Source organism: Streptomyces fodineus, from assembly GCF_001735805.1.
Classification (GTDB): domain Bacteria; phylum Actinomycetota; class Actinomycetes; order Streptomycetales; family Streptomycetaceae; genus Streptomyces; species Streptomyces fodineus.
The window spans coordinates 743,369-760,948 of record NZ_CP017248.1 but is presented as its reverse complement, the minus strand read 5'-3'; the positions used below and the strand labels follow the sequence as shown (position 1 = coordinate 760,948).

Genomic DNA, 17,580 nt, shown 5'->3' with positions numbered 1-17,580 from the left:
AACCTCATGTCAGGCGGTGGCCGATCCCTCGTGCCGTGGCGATGGTCCGTTCGCTGCCCGCCGTGCGCAGCTTGCGGCGCAGCCGGGTCAGGTACTGGTCCAGCGTGTTGTCGCTGACCTGTGCCCCCTCCGGCCAGCCCGCGCGGACCAGATCACGGCGGCGCACCAGCTCCCCGCCGGCCGCGGTGAGCGCCGCCAGCAGCCGGAACTCCGTCGGGGTGAGATCGACCCGCCTGCCCTGCACGGTGGCGCTGTGCCGGACCGCGTCCAGCACCAGTCCGTCCGCGGCGGCGGACGCGGCCGGGGACGCGGTCGGGGGCGCGGCCCGGCGCAGGGCGGCGCGCAGCCGGGCGGCCAGCTCGGCGAGGTGGAACGGCTTGGGGAGATAGTCGTCGCCGCCGGCCGAGAAGCCGGACAGCCGGTCGGTCAGTCCGTGCCGCGCGGTCAGGAAGACGACCGGGGCGAGGAAGCCGCCCGCGCGCATCGCCTGGCAGACGTCGCGGCCGTCGGCGTCGGGCAGGCCGACGTCCAGTACGACGGCGGACACGTCCGGTGCCGCCAGCCGCAGGGCGGTGGCGCCGTCGCCGGCGCAGACCGTGTCGAAGTCCTCGTCGTGCAGACCACGGCGCAGCACGTCACGCAGGGCGTGATCGTCCTCGACGATGAGGATCCTGGGTCGCATGTCTCTCCACCGGCCGGTCGGCCGTGTCATTGTGCGATGTGCCCGGCTCCTCCGGTGCACGGGGAAGGTATCGACCGGGCAGCCACCGGGCCACCGCGCAGACGAAGACACCGAGCCAGCCGATGGCGAACAGCCAGCCGCCGATCACGTCGGTGAACCAGTGCACGCCCAGGAAGACGCGGGTCAGTCCGACCCCCGCTCCCCAGCAGGCGACCAGCAGACACAGCACGGTACGGCCGTGCGGGGCGCGTAGCCAGAGGGCCGTGATCAGCAGGCCGGCAGCCAGCGCGGCCGTGGTGGTGTGGCCCGAGGGGAACGACCAGCCGGAGGCGTGTGTCTGCCAGTCGTACGCCGGCGGCCGGGCCCGGCGGACCAGGTCCATGACGCCGTAGCGCACGGCCTGGCCCCCGCCGAGGCAGACCACGGCCAGCAGGACGGCCGTCAGCCGCTGCCGTGCGGTGCGCCCCGCGATCACGCCGGCCAGGACCGCCAGGACATACGGCACGACGCCGGTGCCCGTGGCGGTCAGCCCGCGGGCCACCGCCAGCGCCACCGGCGGGCGGTGCCCGACGGACCAGGACAGCAGGCCCTGGTCCAGGTAGAGCGGGCCGCCCTGGTCGCTGACCAGCACCGCGGCCAGCGCCGCGAACGCCATCCAGGCGCCCAGGGCGACCGTCCCCGCCGGGTCGGCGAGGTTTCTGGCCCTCATGCCGTAGTGGACAGCAGCGGGCGGATCCAGGTGCCGGCCAGCCGCCCCGCCAGGCCCGTCGGCCACCGCCGCAGGACGATCATCGCGAGGAAGCCGACCAGCGAGCCGAGCGCCGCCCCGGCGACGACGTCGTGCGGATAGTGCACCCCGACCCAGACCCGGGAGGCCGCCATGGCGAGCGCGCACACCGACGCCACCGCGCCCAGCCGCTGCGAGACGAAGAACAGGGCGACGGCCGCGGCGAAGGCGACCGCGGTGTGATTGCTCGGGAACGACCAGTCGCCCCGCGCGGGACACGCCTCCAGCGTGCGGAAGGCCAGGCCACGGCACGGCCGGTCCTCGGCCACCAGCGGCTTCACGGCGCTGTTCACGGCGAACGCCACGACCACCGCCACCGGCACGGTCAGCGCCGTCATGGCAGCGGTCGCCCCGTCCCGGCGGGCCCGCCACCAGCCCACGATCATGAGCAGCGCGAACACCGCCAGGCCGTACGCCGACCACACGGCGATCGTGCCGTCCAGCCAGCCGGGGGAGCGGTGGGCTAGGTCCACCACGTCGATGTAGAGCGGCCCGTCGACGTGCGAGCCCGACAGGGTCTGCGTCATCCGCGGGCCTCCTCCTTGGCCGCCCTGCGGGAGCGCAGCACCTCGGCGGCGAGCGGGAGCAGGGACACGAGGACGATCAGGGCGATCACCGGCAGCAGGTACTTGTCGACGTTCGGGATCGAGGAGCCCAGTGCGTATCCGGCGAGGGTGAGACCGAGGCTCCACACGAGCCCGCCCGCCACCTGCCAGAGGGTGAAGGTCCGGGCGGGGACGCCGAGGGCGCCCGCCATCGGGTTCAGCACCGTACGCACCACCGGGACGAAGCGGGCGAGCACGATCGCTCTCGCGTGCCCGTACCGCTCCAGCAGCTCCTCGGCGCGCTGTGCGCCCTCGCGCAGCTTCGCCGACCGGCTGCGGGCCAGCAGGGCGCCGCCCGCCTTACGGCCGAGCAGGAACCCGCACTGCGAGCCGGCCAGGGCGCCGACGGCCGCCGCGACGAGCAGCGGTCCGAGCGTCAGGTGCACCCCCCGGTCGGACGAGCCGGTGCACAGCAGCCCCGCCGTGAACAGCAGTGAGTCCCCGGGCAGGAAGAACCCGATCAGCAGGCCCGTCTCCGCGAAGAGCACCACGCCGACGCCGAGCACGCCGAACGCGGCGAGCAGGGAGTGGGCGTCGAGCACGTTGACCGCGAGCTGCGACGCCAGGTGGGGGGAAGCGGCCATCGCCGTACGCCCTTTCCATCGACTTTCTCGACAAGATCCGACTACACATTTGTAGACGGTCTATCGACCTGTAGACGAACGGAGGGTGGCCTTCGTTCCCGGGCTTTACCTGTCCATTGCCGCTTTGTGACCGGCTGACTACATCGACATCGCCATGATGGTCGCGAAGGTAAGGTATGCCTTCACTAACTAACAGGGAGGGCAGCAGGGCATGTGGGACGACGCGTTTCCGAGTTTCCTGATCGGACTGAGGGAGGGACTGGAAGCCGGACTCATCGTCTCCATCCTCGTCGCCACCCTGGTCAGGGCCGAGGCACGCTCGCGTCTGCCCCAGGTGTGGACCGGTGTCCTGGCCGCCGTCGCCGTCGCGATGAGCTTCGGTGCGGTGCTCACCTTCACCGCCGCGTCCATGCCGCAGACCGCCCAGGAAGCCTTCGGCGGCACCCTCAGTGTGATCGCCGTCGCGTTCGTCACCGCCATGGTGTTCTGGATGCGCCGCTCGGCCCGCAGCCTCTCCGGCGAGCTGAAGGAGAAGGTGACCGGCGCCCTCGCCATGGGCTCCGGGGTGCTGGTCCTCACCTCCTTCCTGGCGGTCGGACGTGAGGGCCTGGAGACCGCCCTCTTCCTGTGGACCACCGCGCAGGCCGCCGGCGAGTCGGCCGGACCGCTGACCGGCGCCGGCATCGGCCTCGTCCTCGCGGCCGGCCTGTGCTGGGGCCTGTACCGGCGCGTGTTGAAGATCAACCTGACGAAGTTCTTCACCGCCACCGGCGCCGTCCTGATCGTCATCGCGGCCGGCGTCCTCGGCTACGGCCTGCGCGACCTCCAGGAGGGCGGCGTGCTGCCCGGCAAGACGGCCTACGCGGTCGACCTGGCGAGCGGCGTCGACGCCGGTTCCTGGTACAGCACCCTGATCCAGGGCGTGTTCAACCTCACCCCGACCATGACCTGGCTCCAGGTGGTGGCCTACGCCGCCTACCTGGCCGTCGTGATGACCCTGTTCGTGCGCGGTGTGCGGACCACGGCCCCCAAGGCCGCGAAGGAACGCCCCGTGCGGGAGCCGAAGGCCGAGCGGCCCGAGCGGCGCCGGCCGGTCTGGGTGGTGCCGGCCGCCGTGGTCGCCGTACCCGCCGTGATCGCCGGACTCGTCGTCGCCCTCTCGCGGCCCAAGCCCGCCGGTGACCAGACCGTCGCCGTCTCCGAGACCGAGTGCGGCAAGGGCTTCACCGCGCCCAGGCCGGGCCGGCAGACCTTCCAGATGCAGAACACCGGCGGCAAGACGTCCGAGGTGTACCTCATCGACCCCTCGACCAGCGCGGTCTACGGCGAGATCGAGGGCCTGGCCCCCGGCACCACCCGCGACCTCGTCGCCACCGTCGCCGGCGGCACCTACGCCTGGCGCTGTGTCCCCACCGGCGGCAAGGCCGTCACTTCCAAGCCGGTGACCGTCAGCGGCGGCGGCGCGGCCAAGCCGGTCGTCCCCGTCTCCGAACAGGACCTCGCCGCACCCCTGAAGGCGTACAAGACGTACGTCGGCCAGGGCCTGGCCACCCTGGTCGCCCAGACCCGCACCCTCGCCGACGACATCCAGGGCAACCACCTGGACAAGGCCCGCACCGACTGGCTCACCGCCCACCGCACCTACTCCTCGCTCGGCGCCGCCTACGGCACCTTCGAGGACTTCGACAAGAAGATCAACGGCCGGGCCGACGGGCTGCCGAACGGCGTCCAGGACAAGGACTTCACCGGCTTCCACCGCCTCGAGTACGGCCTGTGGCACGGCCAGTCCGCCAAGGACCTCACCGCTCCCGCCCGCCGGCTCGCCACGGACGCCGCAGGACTGCAGAAGGCCTTCCCCAGCCAGGACTTCGACCCCGGCGACCTGCCGCTGCGCGCGCACGAGATCCTGGAGAACACCCTCCAGTTCGAGCTGACCGGCGACACCGACCAGGGCAGCGGCACGAACCTCGCCACCGCCGACGCCAACCTCTCCGGCACCCGTGAACTGCTCACCGTCCTCAAGCCGCTGCTCAGCCGCGCACCCCAGGTGCTCCCTGCGGTCGACGCGGACATCGCACGCGTGCAGAAGCTCCTGGACGCGGCCCACGACGGCACCCACTGGACCCCCGTCGACCAGCTCTCCGCGACCGACCGGCAGCGCCTGAACGGCGCCACCGGGCAGCTGCTGGAGGATCTCGCCCCGATCCCGGACCTGCTCGAGATCCGGAAGTCCGCCTGATGACCACCGCGCACCCGCACACCGAAGGGAACCCACCGATGCCGACCGCCGACACGCCGACCTGCCCCGTCGGCCCCGCCCGCCGCTCCTTCGTGCGGACCGCGCTGGGTGCCGGTGCCGCGGGAGCGGTCCTGGCCGGCGGCGGCTTCGCCCTCGGCGAGGGCGGCGGCACCGCGCAGGCCCAGCAGGCGAACGCCGACAGCGGCGCGAAGGTCCCCTTCCACGGCACCCACCAGGCAGGCATCGTCACCCCGGCGCCGGCCGCCGCCACGTTCGTCTCGCTGGACGTCATAGCCGACGACCGCAAGGGCCTGACCGAGCTGCTGAAGACCATCACCGAGCGGGCCCGGTTCCTCACCTCCGGCGGCGCCCCCGCCGACCTGGGCGTCGGCGCGCCGCCCTCCGACAACGGCATCCTCGGCCCCGAGGTCCCCTCGGACGGCCTCACCGTCACCGTCGGCGTCGGCGCCTCCCTCTTCGACGACCGCTACGGTCTCGCCAAGGCCAGGCCGGCCCGGCTGACCCCGATGCGGACCTTCCCCAACGACAACCTGAACGCGGCGGAGTGCCACGGCGACCTGTCCCTGCAGATCTGCGCCCAGAGCACGGACACCGTGCTGCACGCGCTGCGCGACATCGCCCGGCACACCCGCGGCGCCATGCAGATCAAGTGGCGCATCGACGGCTTCCAGAACGCCCCGCGCCCCACCGGCGCCCAGCGCAACCTGCTCGGCTTCAAGGACGGCATCGCCAATCCGGACGTCACCTCCGCGCGCGAGACGAACAAGCTGATCTGGGTCGGCGAGGGCCAGGGCGAGCCCGCCTGGACCGCGGGCGGCAGCTACCAGGTCATCCGGATCATCCGGATGCTGGTCGAGTTCTGGGACCGGGTCTCGCTCAGCGAGCAGGAGAAGATGTTCGGCCGCCGCAAGGACACCGGCGCACCCCTCGACGGCGCCAAGGAGACCGACATCCCCCAGTACGCCAAGGACCCGCACGGCACCGCGATCCCGCTGGACGCCCACATCCGCCTCGCCAACCCGCGCAAGGCCGAGACCGACGGCTCCCGCATCCTGCGCCGCGGCTACAACTACGACCGGGGCGTGGACAACGTCGGCAACCTCGACATGGGCCTGGTGTTCTGCTGCTACAACCAGGACGTCAAGCGCCAGTTCGAGGCCGTGCAGACCCGGCTGATCGACGAGCCCCTGGTGGACTACATCTCGCCCACGGGCGGCGGCTACTTCTTCGCCCTGCCCGGCGTGCGGGACGCCAAGGACTGGCTGGGCCGGGGCATGCTCTCCACCTGACACCATTCGGCGTCCTTATTGCACATCGGTTGCAAGTGCGGTTGTATAGCGCAAGGCTGTGCTGTGCAGCCGTACCCGCACCACCGAAGGATGACCCTCCCGATGACGGCCGCCCCCGAATCCGCTCCGTCCCTCCCCGTCCAGGCCGACGCCAAGCGTTCGGCCTGGCACCGTCTCCGGGGCTCCATGACGCGGCAGGAGTGGATCAGGGTCGGCGGGATGGCCGCCTTCGTGCTCGCCCTGCACATCATCGGCTGGGGCACGCTGGTCGGCATCATCGCCCCCCAGCACTTCAGCGTCGGCACCCAATCCTTCGGTATCGGCATCGGCGTCACCGCCTACACCCTCGGCATGCGGCACGCCTTCGACGCCGACCACATCGCGGCCATCGACAACACCACCCGCAAGCTGATGGGCCAGGGGCAGCGCCCGCTGTCGGTGGGCTTCTGGTTCTCCCTCGGCCACTCCAGCATCGTCTTCGGCCTCTCCCTGCTGCTTTCGCTCGGCATGAAGACCCTGGCCGGACCGGTCCGCGACGACAACTCGCATCTGCACGAGGTGACGGGCCTGATCGGTACGACGGTCTCCGGAACGTTCCTCTACCTGATCGCCGGCATCAACCTCGTCATCCTCGCCGGCATCTGGAAGGTCTTCCGGCAGATGCGCTCCGGCGCCTACGACGAGGCCGCCCTGGAGACGCAGCTGAACAACCGCGGCTTCATGAACCGCCTGCTCGGCCGGGTCACCGGTACCATCAGCAAGCCGTGGCAGATGTACCCGCTGGGCCTGCTGTTCGGCCTCGGCTTCGACACCGCGACGGAGATCGCGCTGCTGGTCCTCGCCGGTTCCGGCGCCGCCTCCGGCCTGCCCTGGTACGCCATCCTGTGCCTGCCGGTGCTCTTCGCGGCCGGGATGTCGCTGCTGGACACCATCGACGGCTCGTTCATGAACTTCGCCTACGAGTGGGCGTTCTCCAAGCCGGTCCGCAAGGTCTACTACAACCTCACCATCACCGGTCTGTCCGTTGCCGTCGCCCTCATCATCGGCACGGTCGAGCTCCTCGGCCTCCTCGCCGACAAGCTCGACCTGCACGGCGCCTTCTGGGACTGGATCTCCGGCCTCGACCTCAACACCGTCGGCTTCGTCATCGTCGGCCTGTTCTTCGCCACCTGGGCGATCGCCCTGCTGGTGTGGAAGGCGGGCCGCATCGAGGAGAAGTGGACGGCCGGCCTCGCCGAACAGTCCGCCGACTGACCTGATCGCGGGCCTCGGGGGGTTAGCCGCCCGGCTGCGGGAAACGCGGACCTGGACCGCCCGCGAGCGCAGCAGGAGGCGACCATGAGCGACCAGGAGTCCGAGCAGACCCCGATGGCGGACGACGCCTACCAGCCCACCGGGACCAACGAGGAACAGGAGGACGCAGGTCCCCTGGACCTCCAGGACGCGGTCGACGAGCGCACCTACGACGACGTCCTCGACGAGGGCTACTCCCCGCCCGAACGCCCCTTGGCCACGACCAGGCACGGCACCACCGCCGCCGAACAGCACGCGGGCGAGACCCTGGACGAACGCCTCGGCCAGGAAACCCCCGACGTGACCGCACCGTCGGGCGACGGCATCGGCGACCTCCCCGGCGGCGAGGGCGAGCCGCTCGATCCCGAGGTGGGGGAAACCCGGGCGGGCCGTCTGGTCGCCCCGGACGAGGGCGCGCACCCCGACACCGTCAAGGAGGAGGTGGCCCGGGACGTCGGTATCGACGGGGGAGCGGCGGGAGCGGAGGAGGCGGCGGTACACGTGGTGGAGGAAGAAACCTGAGCCTCGGACCGTCCAGCACCCGGCATCGGAACAGCAACCGGGACGGCGCTACCCCAACCGGTCCACCTGGCGGAGCCGGTTCGTCGCATCCAGCGCAGCCACCTTGTACGACTCGGCAAGCGTCGGATAGTTGAAGACCGCGTTGACCAGATAGTCGACGGTCCCCCCGCACCCCATCACCGACTGCCCGATGTGAATCAGCTCCGTCGCGCCCGACCCGAAGCAGTGCACCCCGAGCAGCGTGCGGTCCACAGCGGAGACCAGCAGCTTCAGCATGCCGTGCGAGTCCCCGATGATCTGCCCGCGGGCCAGCTCCCGGTACCGGGCCACGCCCACCTCGAACGGCACCCGGTCCTCGGTCAGCTGGTCCTCGGTCCGCCCGACGAAACTGATCTCGGGGATGGTGTAGATCCCGATCGGCTGCAGATGGTGCATCCGCTCGGCCGGCTCCCCGCACGCGTGGTACGCGGCCGCACGGCCCTGCTCCATCGAGGTCGCCGCGAGGGCGGGGAAGCCGATGACGTCACCGACGGCGTAGATGTGCGGCACCTCGGTGCGGTAGTGCTCGTCCACCGCGATCCGGCCCCGTGCGTCCGCCGCCAGCCCGGCCCTGCCCAGGTCGAGTTCGTCGGTGAGGCCCTGCCGGCCGGCCGAGTACATCACCGTGTCCGCGGGGATCTTCTTGCCGCTCTCCAGCACGGTGAGCGTGCCCCGCGGATGGCGTTCGACGGCGGCGACGGTCTCGCCGAAGCGGAAGGTGACGGCCAGATCGCGTAGGTGGTACTTGAGCGACTCCACGATCTCGACATCACACAGGTCCAGCATCCCGGGACGCTTCTCCACCACGGTCACCTTGCTGCCCAGCGCGGCGAACATGGAGGCGTACTCCATGCCGATGACGCCCGCGCCGACGATCACCATGGAACGCGGCACCCGCTCCAGCGAGAGCACGTTGTCGGAGTCCATGATCGTCCGCCCGTCGAACTCGACCGTGTCCGGGCGGGCCGGCCTGGTGCCGGTGGCGATGACGATGTGCCCGGCGCTCAGGCGCCGTTCCCGGCCGGAGAGCTCGGACAGCGCGATGGTGTGCGGGTCGGCGAAGCGGGCCGTGCCGGAGTACACGGTCACCTGGTTGCGGGTGAGCTGGCTGCGGACGACGTCCACCTCGCGGCCGACCACATGCTGGGTGCGTGCGGTCAGGTCGGCGACGGTGATGTCGTCCTTCAGCCGGTAGCTCTGCCCGTACAGATCGCGCTGGGTGAGGCCGGTCAGATACAGCACGGCCTCGCGCAAGGTCTTGGAGGGGATGGTCCCGGTGTGCAGGGAGACCCCGCCGAGCATGTCGGGGCGGTCGACGACGGCCACCCGGCGGCCCAGCTTGGCCGCGGCGATGGCGGCCTTCTGACCGCCGGGACCGGATCCTATGACGAGCATGTCGAAATCGAAGTCGGGCACCCTCGGGAGTCTGTCAGGCCCGCGGCCCGCTCCGGAAGAGATCGCCGTCGAAATCCGCCGAGCCGCCCGGGAGTTGCGGTCGTCCTCCGCTGTCCTCGCCGCGCCCGTGTCCCGGGAGGACAATGACGCCATGGGTCAGCGACCCGGTGACCTGAGCGCCCCCGCCCGGCTGGCCGGTCCCGACGAGGGGATCGGCGCCGACGAACTCGCGCTCGCCACCCGCAACCACGGTCTGCCCCTGGAGGCCCTGCGGCACGACGTCACCCCGCCCGGACTGCACTACGTCCTCACGCACTACGACATCCCGTACGTGCCGGACGCCGGTGCCTGGCGGCTGACCGTCGACGGACACGTGCGCACCCCGCTCGACCTGTCCCTCGCCGATCTGCTGTCGTTCCCGCAGGTCACCACCCGGGTCACGCTGGAGTGCGCGGGCAACGGCCGGGCCCTGCTCACACCCCGGCCGGTCAGCCAGCCCTGGCTGGTGGAGGCGGTCGGCACCGCCGACTGGACCGGCGTACCGCTCCGGCGGCTGCTCGCCGAGGCGGGCGCGGACCCGGCGGCCGTGGACGTCGTCTTCACCGGCGCCGACCACGGGGTGGAGCGCGGTGTCGAGCAGGACTACCAGCGCGCCCTGCCCCTGTCCGTGGCCACCGGCGACGACCCGCAGGTGCTGGTCGCCACCGCCATGAACGGCGCGCCGCTGCCGCCGCAGCACGGCCGGCCCCTGCGCCTGATCGTGCCCGGCTGGTACGGCATGGCCCAGGTGAAGTGGCTGCGCTCGGTCACCGTCGGCGACGTACCGTTCACGGGCTTCCAGCAGTCGGTCGCCTACCGGATCCGGCGCACCCCCGACGAGGAGGGCGAGCCGGTCACACGGATCGCGCCGCGCGCCCTGCTGGTGCCGCCCGGCTTTCCCGACTTCATGTCCCGGACGCGGGTGGTGCGGCCGGGACCGGTGAGGCTTTCCGGCCGCGCGTGGTCCGGGCAGGCGCCCGTTTCCTCGGTGGAGGTCAGTACGGACGGCGGGGCGCATTGGGAGCCGGCTGTGCTCGACCCGGTCGTGGACGGGCACCGGTGGGCTTGGCGGGCCTGGCATCACACCTGGACCGCGACGCCCGGGGAGCACGCGGTGGGCACCCGGGCGAGCGACGCCGACGGACATGTCCAGCCGCTTGATCAGCACTGGAACCGCGGTGGCCTCGCCAACAACGCGGTGTGCTTCGTGCGGGTGGTGTGTGTCGCCGACGCCTGTTGGCCGTAAGGCTTGACGCCGTCCGGCGGGCGCGGGTGGTCCGTGCTCGATCGCGCGGTTCCCCGCGCCCCTTTGGGCCGGCTCCCCTGCCCCCGTTCGAAATCGGAGCCCCTGGTTTCCCCGGACCGCCCTACGGCAGCAGCCTCTCGATGGCTGTCGGGCCCTCCTTCTCCATCTTGCGGCGTGCCCAGTCGAGATTCTTCGGTGTGACGTCCCTGCCCGCCGCCAGCACCAGGTCCTCCGGGGTGACATCCCTGGAGGGAGCGGAGTGGAGCAGGGCGTCCGGGGTGCAGTGGTCTTCGGACGACCGGGACTCGTCGGGTGTGGTTGTCGACATGATGCCTCCTCCTCGGTCCGGATGACCGCATCCGTGCCGGTGCCGCCGAACGGGGCACACTCTCACCATTCCCCGCAGCGCCTTCCCACGCCACCGGAGAGCACTCGCTCCTAAGCTGGAAAACATCCCGCACCGCTCACCGGGAGGCCGACGATGGCCGAGACCCCGTTTCCCGAGGACGCCCGCCCCAGCTCCCGCTATCTGCCGATCGCCGAGCACGGGCTCATCGGCGACCTGCGCAGTGTGGCACTGGTCGGCACGAACGGCACGATCGACTGGTACTGCTGTCCGTCCTTCGACGCCCCCAGCGTCTTCGCGGCCATCCTCGACGCCGAGCGCGGCGGCAGGTTCGAGCTGGCCGCCGCCGTACCCGCGCGTACCAAGCAGTTCTACTTCCCCGACACCAACGTGCTGATCACCCGGTTCTTCACCGAGGACGGCGTCGGCGAGGTGCAGGACTTCATGCCGGTGACCTCGGACAGCGCGGCCGGCGCGGGCGAGGAGGGCCGGCACCGGCTCATCCGGCGCGTGGTCTGCGTCCGCGGCACGGTGCCCTTCCGAGTGCTGGTCGCCCCGCGGTTCGACTACGGCGCCGCCCCGCACACCCTGCGCAGCGCCGGCGCCACCCTCGTCTTCGAGTCCGTCGAACGGTCCCTGTCGCTGACCTCCACGGTCGACCTGGAGTGCGACGAGCGGGACGCGCGCGGCGACTTCAAGCTCGGCGAGGGCGAGACGGCGGTGTTCGCCCTCGACCAGGTGGGCGACGCGGTGGCCCCGCGCGGCTGCGCCCACGCCGAGGCCGAGCACGAGTTCAACGCCACCGTCGCCTACTGGCGGCGCTGGCTGCACCAGTCCCGCTACCGGGGCCGCTGGCGCGAGATGGTGCACCGCTCCGCCCTCACCCTGAAGCTGCTCACCTACGCCCCCACCGGCGCCATCGTCGCCGCCCCCACCACCAGCCTGCCCGAGCAGCTCGGCGGGGAGCGCAACTGGGACTACCGGTATGTGTGGGTGCGCGATGCCGCCTTCGCCGTCTACGCGCTGCTGCGGCTCGGCTTCGCCGGTGAAGCCGAGGCGTTCATGCGCTTCCTGACCACGCACGTCAGCCCCAGCGACGCCGACGGGAGCGCGCCGCTGCAGATCATGTACGGCATCGACGGCCGCACCGACCTGCCCGAACGGGTGCTGCCGCACCTGGAGGGCCACCTGGGCTCCGCCCCGGTCCGGGTCGGCAACGCCGCCGCCGACCAGCTCCAGCTCGACATCTACGGCGCCCTGATCGACTCGATCTACCTCTACGACAAATGGGCCCAGCCGATCTCCAGCGACCAGTGGGACGACGTATGCCAGCTGGTCGACTGGGTGTGCGCGCACTGGGACCAGCCCGACGAGGGCGTGTGGGAGACCCGGGGTGGCCGCAAGAACTTCACGTACTCGCGTCTGATGTGCTGGATCGCGATCGAGCGCGCCATCCGCCTCGCCAACCGGCGCGGACTGCCCGCCGACCTGCCCCGCTGGCGGCAGGCCCGCGACGCGATCTACCGGCGGATCATGGACCGCGGCTGGTCCGTGCGGCGCGGCGCCTTCGTGCAGTACGAGGGCGGTGACGTCCTGGACGCCTCCCTGCTGATGATGCCGCTCGGCAAGTTCGTCGCGCCCACCGACCCCAAGTGGCTGTCCACCCTGGACGCCCTCACCGAGGACCTGGTCTCCGACTCCCTGGTCTACCGCTACGACCCCCAGGCCAGCCCCGACGGACTGCGCGGCGACGAGGGCACCTTCTCCATCTGCTCCTTCTGGTACGTCGAGGCCCTGGTGCGGGCCGGGAGGCTCGACGAGGCCCGGCTGGCCTTCGAGAAGATGCTCACCTACGCCAACCACCTCGGCCTGTACGCCGAGGAGATCGGCCGCACCGGCGAGCAACAGGGCAACTTCCCGCAGGCCTTCACGCATCTGGCGCTGATCAGCGCGGCCTTCAACCTCGACCGCGCCCTCGGCTGACCCGACAGGGCGTGTGTCCGCAGGTCGCACGGGTACCCGGAAGCCTGTTGAGAACGACGCAGGGTCGACAGAAGGAGGAGACCCCGGATGACCAGCACCAGCGAGACCGGCGGCGTCACCGGCACGCGCGACAAGAACTACGACCTGATCTGGTACGTCGAGGCGTGCCTGGACAACGCCCTGCGCCTGGAAACGTACATCCAGGACGCCGAACGGGACCACGACAACGAACTGGTGGACCTGTTCCACAAGGCACAGGCCGACAGCCGCAAGGGCGCCGAGATGGGGAAGCAGCTGCTGCGCTCGCGATTGAGCGCCTGACCGCCTCCGCCGCTCAGGCGAACCGGGAACTGGGGACGGGCCCGGCGGAGCGCACCCGCGCCCGGTCGCCGCGCAGCCAGGTGCCGCTGACGACCCCGGCGAACGCCGCGAACCGCGCGTCGTCGTCCGCGGGGCCCTCGCCGTCCCCCGGGTCGGCGCTCGGGTCGGCCGCCGTCACCTCGGCGGCGATCTCGGCCTCCGGGCGGTCGTCCGCCGGGCCCGGCTCGACGCCGCCGTCCGCGCCCTGGCGCAGCTGCGCGCCCCAGGGCGGCACCACCGACTGGTGCAGCAGACCGACGCTGTCCGCGGTGATGGCGGGCGGGTCCGTCCAGCAGCTCGCGTGCTCGTGCAGCACCTGCCCGGGCACGCGCTCGAAGAGCTGCCCGAGGATCTCCGGGCCGTCGTCGTGCGCCGCCACACCGTCGAGGTCGTAGGCCACGACCACCGTGTCCGTGCGGCCGGGCGCGAACGGCTCGGCCGGCAGGCCCAGCACCGCGGCCGCGGCGAGCCCGAGGATCCGCGAGTCCCGGTCCGGCAGCAGTGACACCGACCGGGGCCGCACCCCGGTCGCCTCCAGCAGGGTACGCAGCCGTAGCAGACCGCGCAGACAGCCGTCCGGGGTGTCCTGCAGCCAGGCGTAGCGGCCGTGCATGCCCGCGTCGAAGCCGTACGGCGACAGGGTGCCGAGGACCGTGCCGGCGATCACGTACTGCCAGCCGCGCAGATCGGTCGGGTCGAGCGAGGACGCCCGCTCGGCCTCGGCCGCGCGATCCAGGACCCGGTTCTGCCTCTCCCGCGCCGGCTGCCACTGCGTGTCCTCCGGATCGGACAGCCGTGCGTGCCGGCGCCGGGCCAGCTCCAGGTCGCCCGCGAGGACGGCGTTGAACACCAGCAGATAGCCGTCCGGCCAGTCCCGCAACTCGCCCTCGTACCGGGTGAGTTCGGTGACCGCCTCGCGGTGGCGGCCCTCGTCCTCGTATGCCGACACCAGCTCCCGCAGCACGACGAGGGAACCGTCGCCGCGGCGCAGCGCCTCGCGCAGCGCGGGAACCGCCAGATACGACACGCCGCGTTCGACGCACGCGTACCCGAAGTCATAAAGGGCCTTGGGACGTTCGGGCGCTGCGGCGAGGGCGGCGGCGGCCTCGGCGAGATCGTCGAAACCCGCTGCCCCGGCGGCCCGGCGTACCACCAGGGCCACCTCGGCGAGCGGCTGCTCCTCGCCCGCCGCCCGCAACTGCCGCAGCGCGCCCGGCACATCACGGGAGTCCAGCGACTCCCAGGCCTTGAGGAGCTCGGGGGACTTCGGGCGGCGATTCCTGCGCGAGAACATGCCGGAGATCATCACCCGCCGGGTGACGTGTCCTCAACACAATTCCGGCTAAGGTCTACGGCAGCGGCTGCTCCGCCCAGATGATCTTGCCGTTGGGGGTGTACCGGGTGCCCCACCGCTCGGCGAGCTGCGCCACCAGGAACAGGCCCCGGCCGCCCTCGTCGGTGCTCGCCGCGTACCGCAGATGCGGCGAGGTCGTGCTGCGGTCGGAGACCTCGCAGATCAGGGTGCGGTCGCGCAGCAGCCGTACGCCGATCGGGCCACGGCCGTAGCGGATGGCGTTGGTGACCAGCTCGCTCAGGATCAGCTCCGTCGTGAAGTCCAGCTCCTCCAGGTTCCAGTCGGCGAGCTGCCGGGTCACCGCGGCCCGCACCTCGGACACCGCCGCCGGGTCGGACGGCACCTGCCACTCGGCGACCCGGTCGGGGCCCAGCACCCGCGTGCGGGCGACGATCAGCGCGACGTCGTCGCTCGGCCGGCCCGGCAGGTGGTCCAGCACCGCGCGGCAGGTCTCCTCCGGCGAGGCGCCCGGCGTCCCGCGCAGGGCGTCGCTCAGCATATCCAGGCCCGCGTCGATGTCCCGCTCGCGGTCCTCCACCAGCCCGTCGGTGTACAGCACCAGTCGGCTGTCCTGAGCCAGCTCCAGCTCGGCCGTCTCGAACGGCAGCCCGCCCAGCCCCAGCGGCGGCCCGGCGGGCACCTCCGGGAACTCCACCCGGCCGTCGGAGTGCACCAGCGCGGGCGGCGGATGGCCGGCCCGGGCCACGGTGCAGACCCGCGCCACCGGGTCGTACACCGCGTACAGACAGGTCGCGCCGGTGATCGCCGCGGCGCCGTCCGCGGCGGTCTCCTGCTGGTCGATCCGGCCCACCAGCTCGTCCAGCAGGCCGAGGAGCTCGTCGGGCGGCAGGTCCAGCGCGGAGAAGTTGTGCACCGCCGTGCGCAGCCGGCCCATGGTGGCCGCGGCATGCAGCCCGTGCCCCACCACGTCCCCCACCACCAGCGCCACCCGGGCTCCGGACAGCGGCAGCACGTCGAACCAGTCGCCGCCCACCCCGGCCTGCGCCGGCAGATACCGGTAGGCGATCTCCAGCGCGCCCTGCTCGGGCAGCGAGCGCGGCAGCAGACTGCGCTGCAGGGTGACCGCCATGCTGTGCTCGCGCGTGTACCGGCGGGCGTTGTCGATGGACACCGCCGCCCGCGCGACCAGCTCGTCGGCGAGGGTCAGCTCCTCGGCGTCGAACGGCTGCGGCTTCTCCGAACGCCAGAAGTTCGCCACCCCCAGCACCAGGCTGCCCGCCCTCAGCGGCACGGTGATCAGCGAATGGATGCCGAACGCCAGGACCTGGTCGGTGCGCTCCAGGTCCTGCGCGCGCCAGCCGGGCGCGTCACGCAGCCGGGGCACCAGCACCGACTGCCCGGTGGTCAGGCTGCGCGCCTGCGGCGAGGTCGCCACGAACCGGATCCGCTCGCCCACCGGGTACAGCGGGCAGTCCTCGCGGGTGCCGGCGCAGGCGGCGCGGCGCAGCGCGGTGCCCGGCCTCGGCTCCTCGCCGTGCAGGACCGCGTCGAACAGGTCCACGGTCGCGAAGTCCGCGAACCGGGGCACCACGAGTTTCGCCAGTTCCTCCGCGGTACGGCTCACGTCCAGGCTGGTGCCGATGCCCACCCCTGCGTCGTACAGCATGTTCAGCCGCTCGCGCGCCACCTCCGCACGGCCGGACAGGGCGCGCAGCTCGGTGGAGTCGCGCAGCGTGGTGACGCTGCCGGCCGGGCCGCCGCGCAGATCGGTGGGGCGCTGGTTGATCGCCACCAGCCGGTCCCCGACCAGGTGCACCTCGTCCGTCGCCACCCGGCCCGAGGCCAGCAGTGCCGCCGTCTCGTCGTCCAGGCCCAGCTCCAGCACGGTGCGCTGCTCGGCGTCCTCGGGCAGGTCCAGCAGCCGGTGCGCCTCGTCGTTGGCCAGCAGCAGCCGGCCGCCGTCGCCGACGATCAGCACACCCTCCCGGACCGCGTGCAGCACCGCGTCGTGGTGCTCGTACATGCGGGTCATCTCGTACGGTCCGAGGCCGTGCGTCTGGCGCAGCAGCCGTCTGCTGACCAGGGCCGTGCCCGCGGTGGCCAGCGCGAGCGCCACCGCTGCCGCCGCGAGCAGCAGCGGCAGCTGCTGGGCGGCGGCCCCGCCCACGTGCGTCGTGGTGATCCCGGCGGACACCAGGCCCACCACCTTGCCGCCCGCGTCCTGCACCGGCACCACGACCTGCACCAGCGGCCCTATCGTGCCGCTGACGTGCTCGGTGACCGTGCCCCCGGCCACCGCCGGGGCGATCGTGCCGACGAACTTCTTGCCGATGCGGTCGGGATTGGGGTGCGTATAGCGGATGCCGTCGGTGTTCATCACGACGATGAAGTCCACGCCGGTCGCCTTGCGGGCCGCCTCCGCACGCGGCTGCAACACGGCGGTGGGGTCGGGCAAGCGCAGCGCGGCGGCGATGCCGGGCGAGTGAGCGAACGTCTCGGCGACGGCCAGGGAACGGTTCTCGGCCTCCCGGTCCGTGTCGTGCCGCACCTGCAGCACCTGCGCCACCACCGCGGCGACGATCAGCAGCAGCACGATCACCACTTGCAGGATGAACACCTGTCCGGCGACGCTGCGCCCGGTCACCGCCGACCGCAGCACCCCGGGCCTGCCGCCGTTCGTGCCCGAGCCCTGCGGTCGTGGGCCCTGCGCGGCACGCGGGGGCCCGAAAGGTCGGGGCGGCCGGGTCCCAGGCCGGCCGGGCAGTCGCACCATGTGCCCATGTCTACACTGCCCGGCCCCGTCCGGCGAGACCGTCGTGCGAGGTGACGGCCCCC

Annotated in this window: 15 protein-coding genes; 7 read left to right on the top strand and 8 right to left on the bottom strand. The window is 72.2% G+C overall.

Going from position 1 to position 17,580, the window contains the following annotated elements:
• Positions 1–4: 4 nt before the first annotated feature.
• Genes BFF78_RS03340 through BFF78_RS03325 form a run of 4 tightly spaced genes read right to left on the bottom strand, consistent with a single transcriptional unit; the run spans position 5 to position 2,658 of the window.
• Complete coding sequence (locus BFF78_RS03340; protein ID WP_069776878.1) at positions 5–682, bottom strand: response regulator transcription factor; 678 nt, start codon at positions 680–682, stop codon at positions 5–7.
• Entirely contained in the window at positions 636–1,391 is a 756-nt protein-coding gene (locus tag BFF78_RS03335; RefSeq protein ID WP_069776877.1) for a phosphatase PAP2 family protein, read from the bottom strand. The genes BFF78_RS03340 and BFF78_RS03335 overlap by 47 nt, the downstream gene beginning before the upstream one ends.
• On the bottom strand, positions 1,388–1,996 hold the full coding sequence (locus BFF78_RS03330) for a phosphatase PAP2 family protein (protein ID WP_069776876.1): 609 nt from the start codon (positions 1,994–1,996) through the stop codon (positions 1,388–1,390). Before BFF78_RS03330 ends, BFF78_RS03335 begins: the two co-directional genes overlap by 4 nt.
• Complete coding sequence (locus BFF78_RS03325) at positions 1,993–2,658, bottom strand: DedA family protein (RefSeq protein ID WP_069776875.1); 666 nt, start codon at positions 2,656–2,658, stop codon at positions 1,993–1,995. The genes BFF78_RS03330 and BFF78_RS03325 overlap by 4 nt, the downstream gene beginning before the upstream one ends.
• 211 nt (positions 2,659–2,869) lie before the next feature.
• Between BFF78_RS03325 and efeU the strand changes: the two genes are divergently transcribed.
• The 4 genes from efeU (at position 2,870) to BFF78_RS03305 (ending at position 8,022) form a co-directional block, all read left to right on the top strand.
• Entirely contained in the window at positions 2,870–4,897 is a 2,028-nt protein-coding gene (gene efeU / locus BFF78_RS03320; RefSeq protein WP_069776874.1) for an iron uptake transporter permease EfeU, read from the top strand.
• Between the two features lie 38 nt (positions 4,898–4,935).
• Entirely contained in the window at positions 4,936–6,207 is a 1,272-nt protein-coding gene (gene efeB, locus BFF78_RS03315) for an iron uptake transporter deferrochelatase/peroxidase subunit (RefSeq protein ID WP_099055030.1), read from the top strand.
• Positions 6,208–6,309: 102 nt separating this feature from the next.
• Complete coding sequence (gene nicT, locus BFF78_RS03310; protein WP_193433401.1) at positions 6,310–7,461, top strand: Nickel transporter NicT; 1,152 nt, start codon at positions 6,310–6,312, stop codon at positions 7,459–7,461.
• Positions 7,462–7,545: 84 nt separating this feature from the next.
• Positions 7,546–8,022, top strand: coding sequence for a DUF5709 domain-containing protein (locus BFF78_RS03305; protein ID WP_069776872.1), 477 nt, complete (start codon positions 7,546–7,548; stop codon positions 8,020–8,022).
• 48 nt (positions 8,023–8,070) lie between these two features.
• On the opposite strand, the gene sthA is transcribed toward BFF78_RS03305, so the two are convergent.
• Positions 8,071–9,456 (bottom strand): Si-specific NAD(P)(+) transhydrogenase, encoded by a 1,386-nt coding sequence (gene sthA, locus BFF78_RS03300; protein ID WP_418346743.1) that lies wholly within the window; start codon positions 9,454–9,456, stop codon positions 8,071–8,073.
• A gap of 151 nt (positions 9,457–9,607) precedes the next feature.
• Between sthA and BFF78_RS03295 the strand changes: the two genes are divergently transcribed.
• Positions 9,608–10,741: a molybdopterin-dependent oxidoreductase gene (locus BFF78_RS03295; protein ID WP_069776870.1), complete on the top strand. Its 1,134-nt coding sequence runs from the start codon at positions 9,608–9,610 to the stop codon at positions 10,739–10,741.
• A 121-nt stretch (positions 10,742–10,862) separates the two neighbouring features.
• Here the strand turns inward: BFF78_RS03295 and BFF78_RS03290 are convergent, their stop codons facing one another.
• The gene (locus BFF78_RS03290) at positions 10,863–11,069 is read right to left on the bottom strand and encodes a hypothetical protein (RefSeq protein ID WP_069776869.1); all 207 of its coding nucleotides are present in this window, start codon (positions 11,067–11,069) and stop codon (positions 10,863–10,865) included.
• Between the two features lie 153 nt (positions 11,070–11,222).
• Between BFF78_RS03290 and BFF78_RS03285 the strand changes: the two genes are divergently transcribed.
• Positions 11,223–13,070 carry a glycoside hydrolase family 15 protein gene (locus BFF78_RS03285; RefSeq protein WP_069776868.1) on the top strand — a complete coding sequence of 616 codons (1,848 nt, stop codon included), beginning with the start codon at positions 11,223–11,225 and terminating at the stop codon, positions 13,068–13,070.
• 87 nt (positions 13,071–13,157) lie between these two features.
• Complete coding sequence (locus tag BFF78_RS03280) at positions 13,158–13,391, top strand: hypothetical protein (RefSeq protein WP_069776867.1); 234 nt, start codon at positions 13,158–13,160, stop codon at positions 13,389–13,391.
• A gap of 13 nt (positions 13,392–13,404) precedes the next feature.
• Here BFF78_RS03280 and BFF78_RS03275 read toward each other — a convergent pair whose 3' ends face one another.
• On the bottom strand, positions 13,405–14,724 hold the full coding sequence (locus BFF78_RS03275; protein ID WP_193433400.1) for a hypothetical protein: 1,320 nt from the start codon (positions 14,722–14,724) through the stop codon (positions 13,405–13,407).
• A gap of 55 nt (positions 14,725–14,779) precedes the next feature.
• A complete protein-coding gene (locus BFF78_RS03270) occupies positions 14,780–17,518 on the bottom strand; it encodes a SpoIIE family protein phosphatase (RefSeq protein WP_079161125.1) in 2,739 nt (912 codons plus the stop codon).
• Positions 17,519–17,580 lie beyond the last annotated feature (62 nt).

Excerpts from the sequence above, each read along its gene's own strand:
- BFF78_RS03295 (WP_069776870.1), top strand. The coding sequence starts at position 9,608 with ATGGGTCAGCGACCCGGTGACCTGAGCGCCCCCGCCCGGCTGGCCGGT.
- efeU (WP_069776874.1), top strand. The coding sequence starts at position 2,870 with ATGTGGGACGACGCGTTTCCGAGTTTCCTGATCGGACTGAGGGAGGGA.
- efeB (WP_099055030.1), top strand. The coding sequence starts at position 4,936 with ATGCCGACCGCCGACACGCCGACCTGCCCCGTCGGCCCCGCCCGCCGC.
- BFF78_RS03335 (WP_069776877.1), bottom strand. The coding sequence starts at position 1,391 with ATGAGGGCCAGAAACCTCGCCGACCCGGCGGGGACGGTCGCCCTGGGC.
- BFF78_RS03270 (WP_079161125.1), bottom strand. The coding sequence starts at position 17,518 with ATGGTGCGACTGCCCGGCCGGCCTGGGACCCGGCCGCCCCGACCTTTC.
- BFF78_RS03290 (WP_069776869.1), bottom strand. The coding sequence starts at position 11,069 with ATGTCGACAACCACACCCGACGAGTCCCGGTCGTCCGAAGACCACTGC.
- BFF78_RS03280 (WP_069776867.1), top strand. The coding sequence starts at position 13,158 with ATGACCAGCACCAGCGAGACCGGCGGCGTCACCGGCACGCGCGACAAG.
- nicT (WP_193433401.1), top strand. The coding sequence starts at position 6,310 with ATGACGGCCGCCCCCGAATCCGCTCCGTCCCTCCCCGTCCAGGCCGAC.
- BFF78_RS03285 (WP_069776868.1), top strand. The coding sequence starts at position 11,223 with ATGGCCGAGACCCCGTTTCCCGAGGACGCCCGCCCCAGCTCCCGCTAT.
- sthA (WP_418346743.1), bottom strand. The coding sequence starts at position 9,456 with ATGCTCGTCATAGGATCCGGTCCCGGCGGTCAGAAGGCCGCCATCGCC.
- BFF78_RS03325 (WP_069776875.1), bottom strand. The coding sequence starts at position 2,658 with ATGGCCGCTTCCCCCCACCTGGCGTCGCAGCTCGCGGTCAACGTGCTC.
- BFF78_RS03275 (WP_193433400.1), bottom strand. The coding sequence starts at position 14,724 with ATGTTCTCGCGCAGGAATCGCCGCCCGAAGTCCCCCGAGCTCCTCAAG.
- BFF78_RS03305 (WP_069776872.1), top strand. The coding sequence starts at position 7,546 with ATGAGCGACCAGGAGTCCGAGCAGACCCCGATGGCGGACGACGCCTAC.
- BFF78_RS03340 (WP_069776878.1), bottom strand. The coding sequence starts at position 682 with ATGCGACCCAGGATCCTCATCGTCGAGGACGATCACGCCCTGCGTGAC.
- BFF78_RS03330 (WP_069776876.1), bottom strand. The coding sequence starts at position 1,996 with ATGACGCAGACCCTGTCGGGCTCGCACGTCGACGGGCCGCTCTACATC.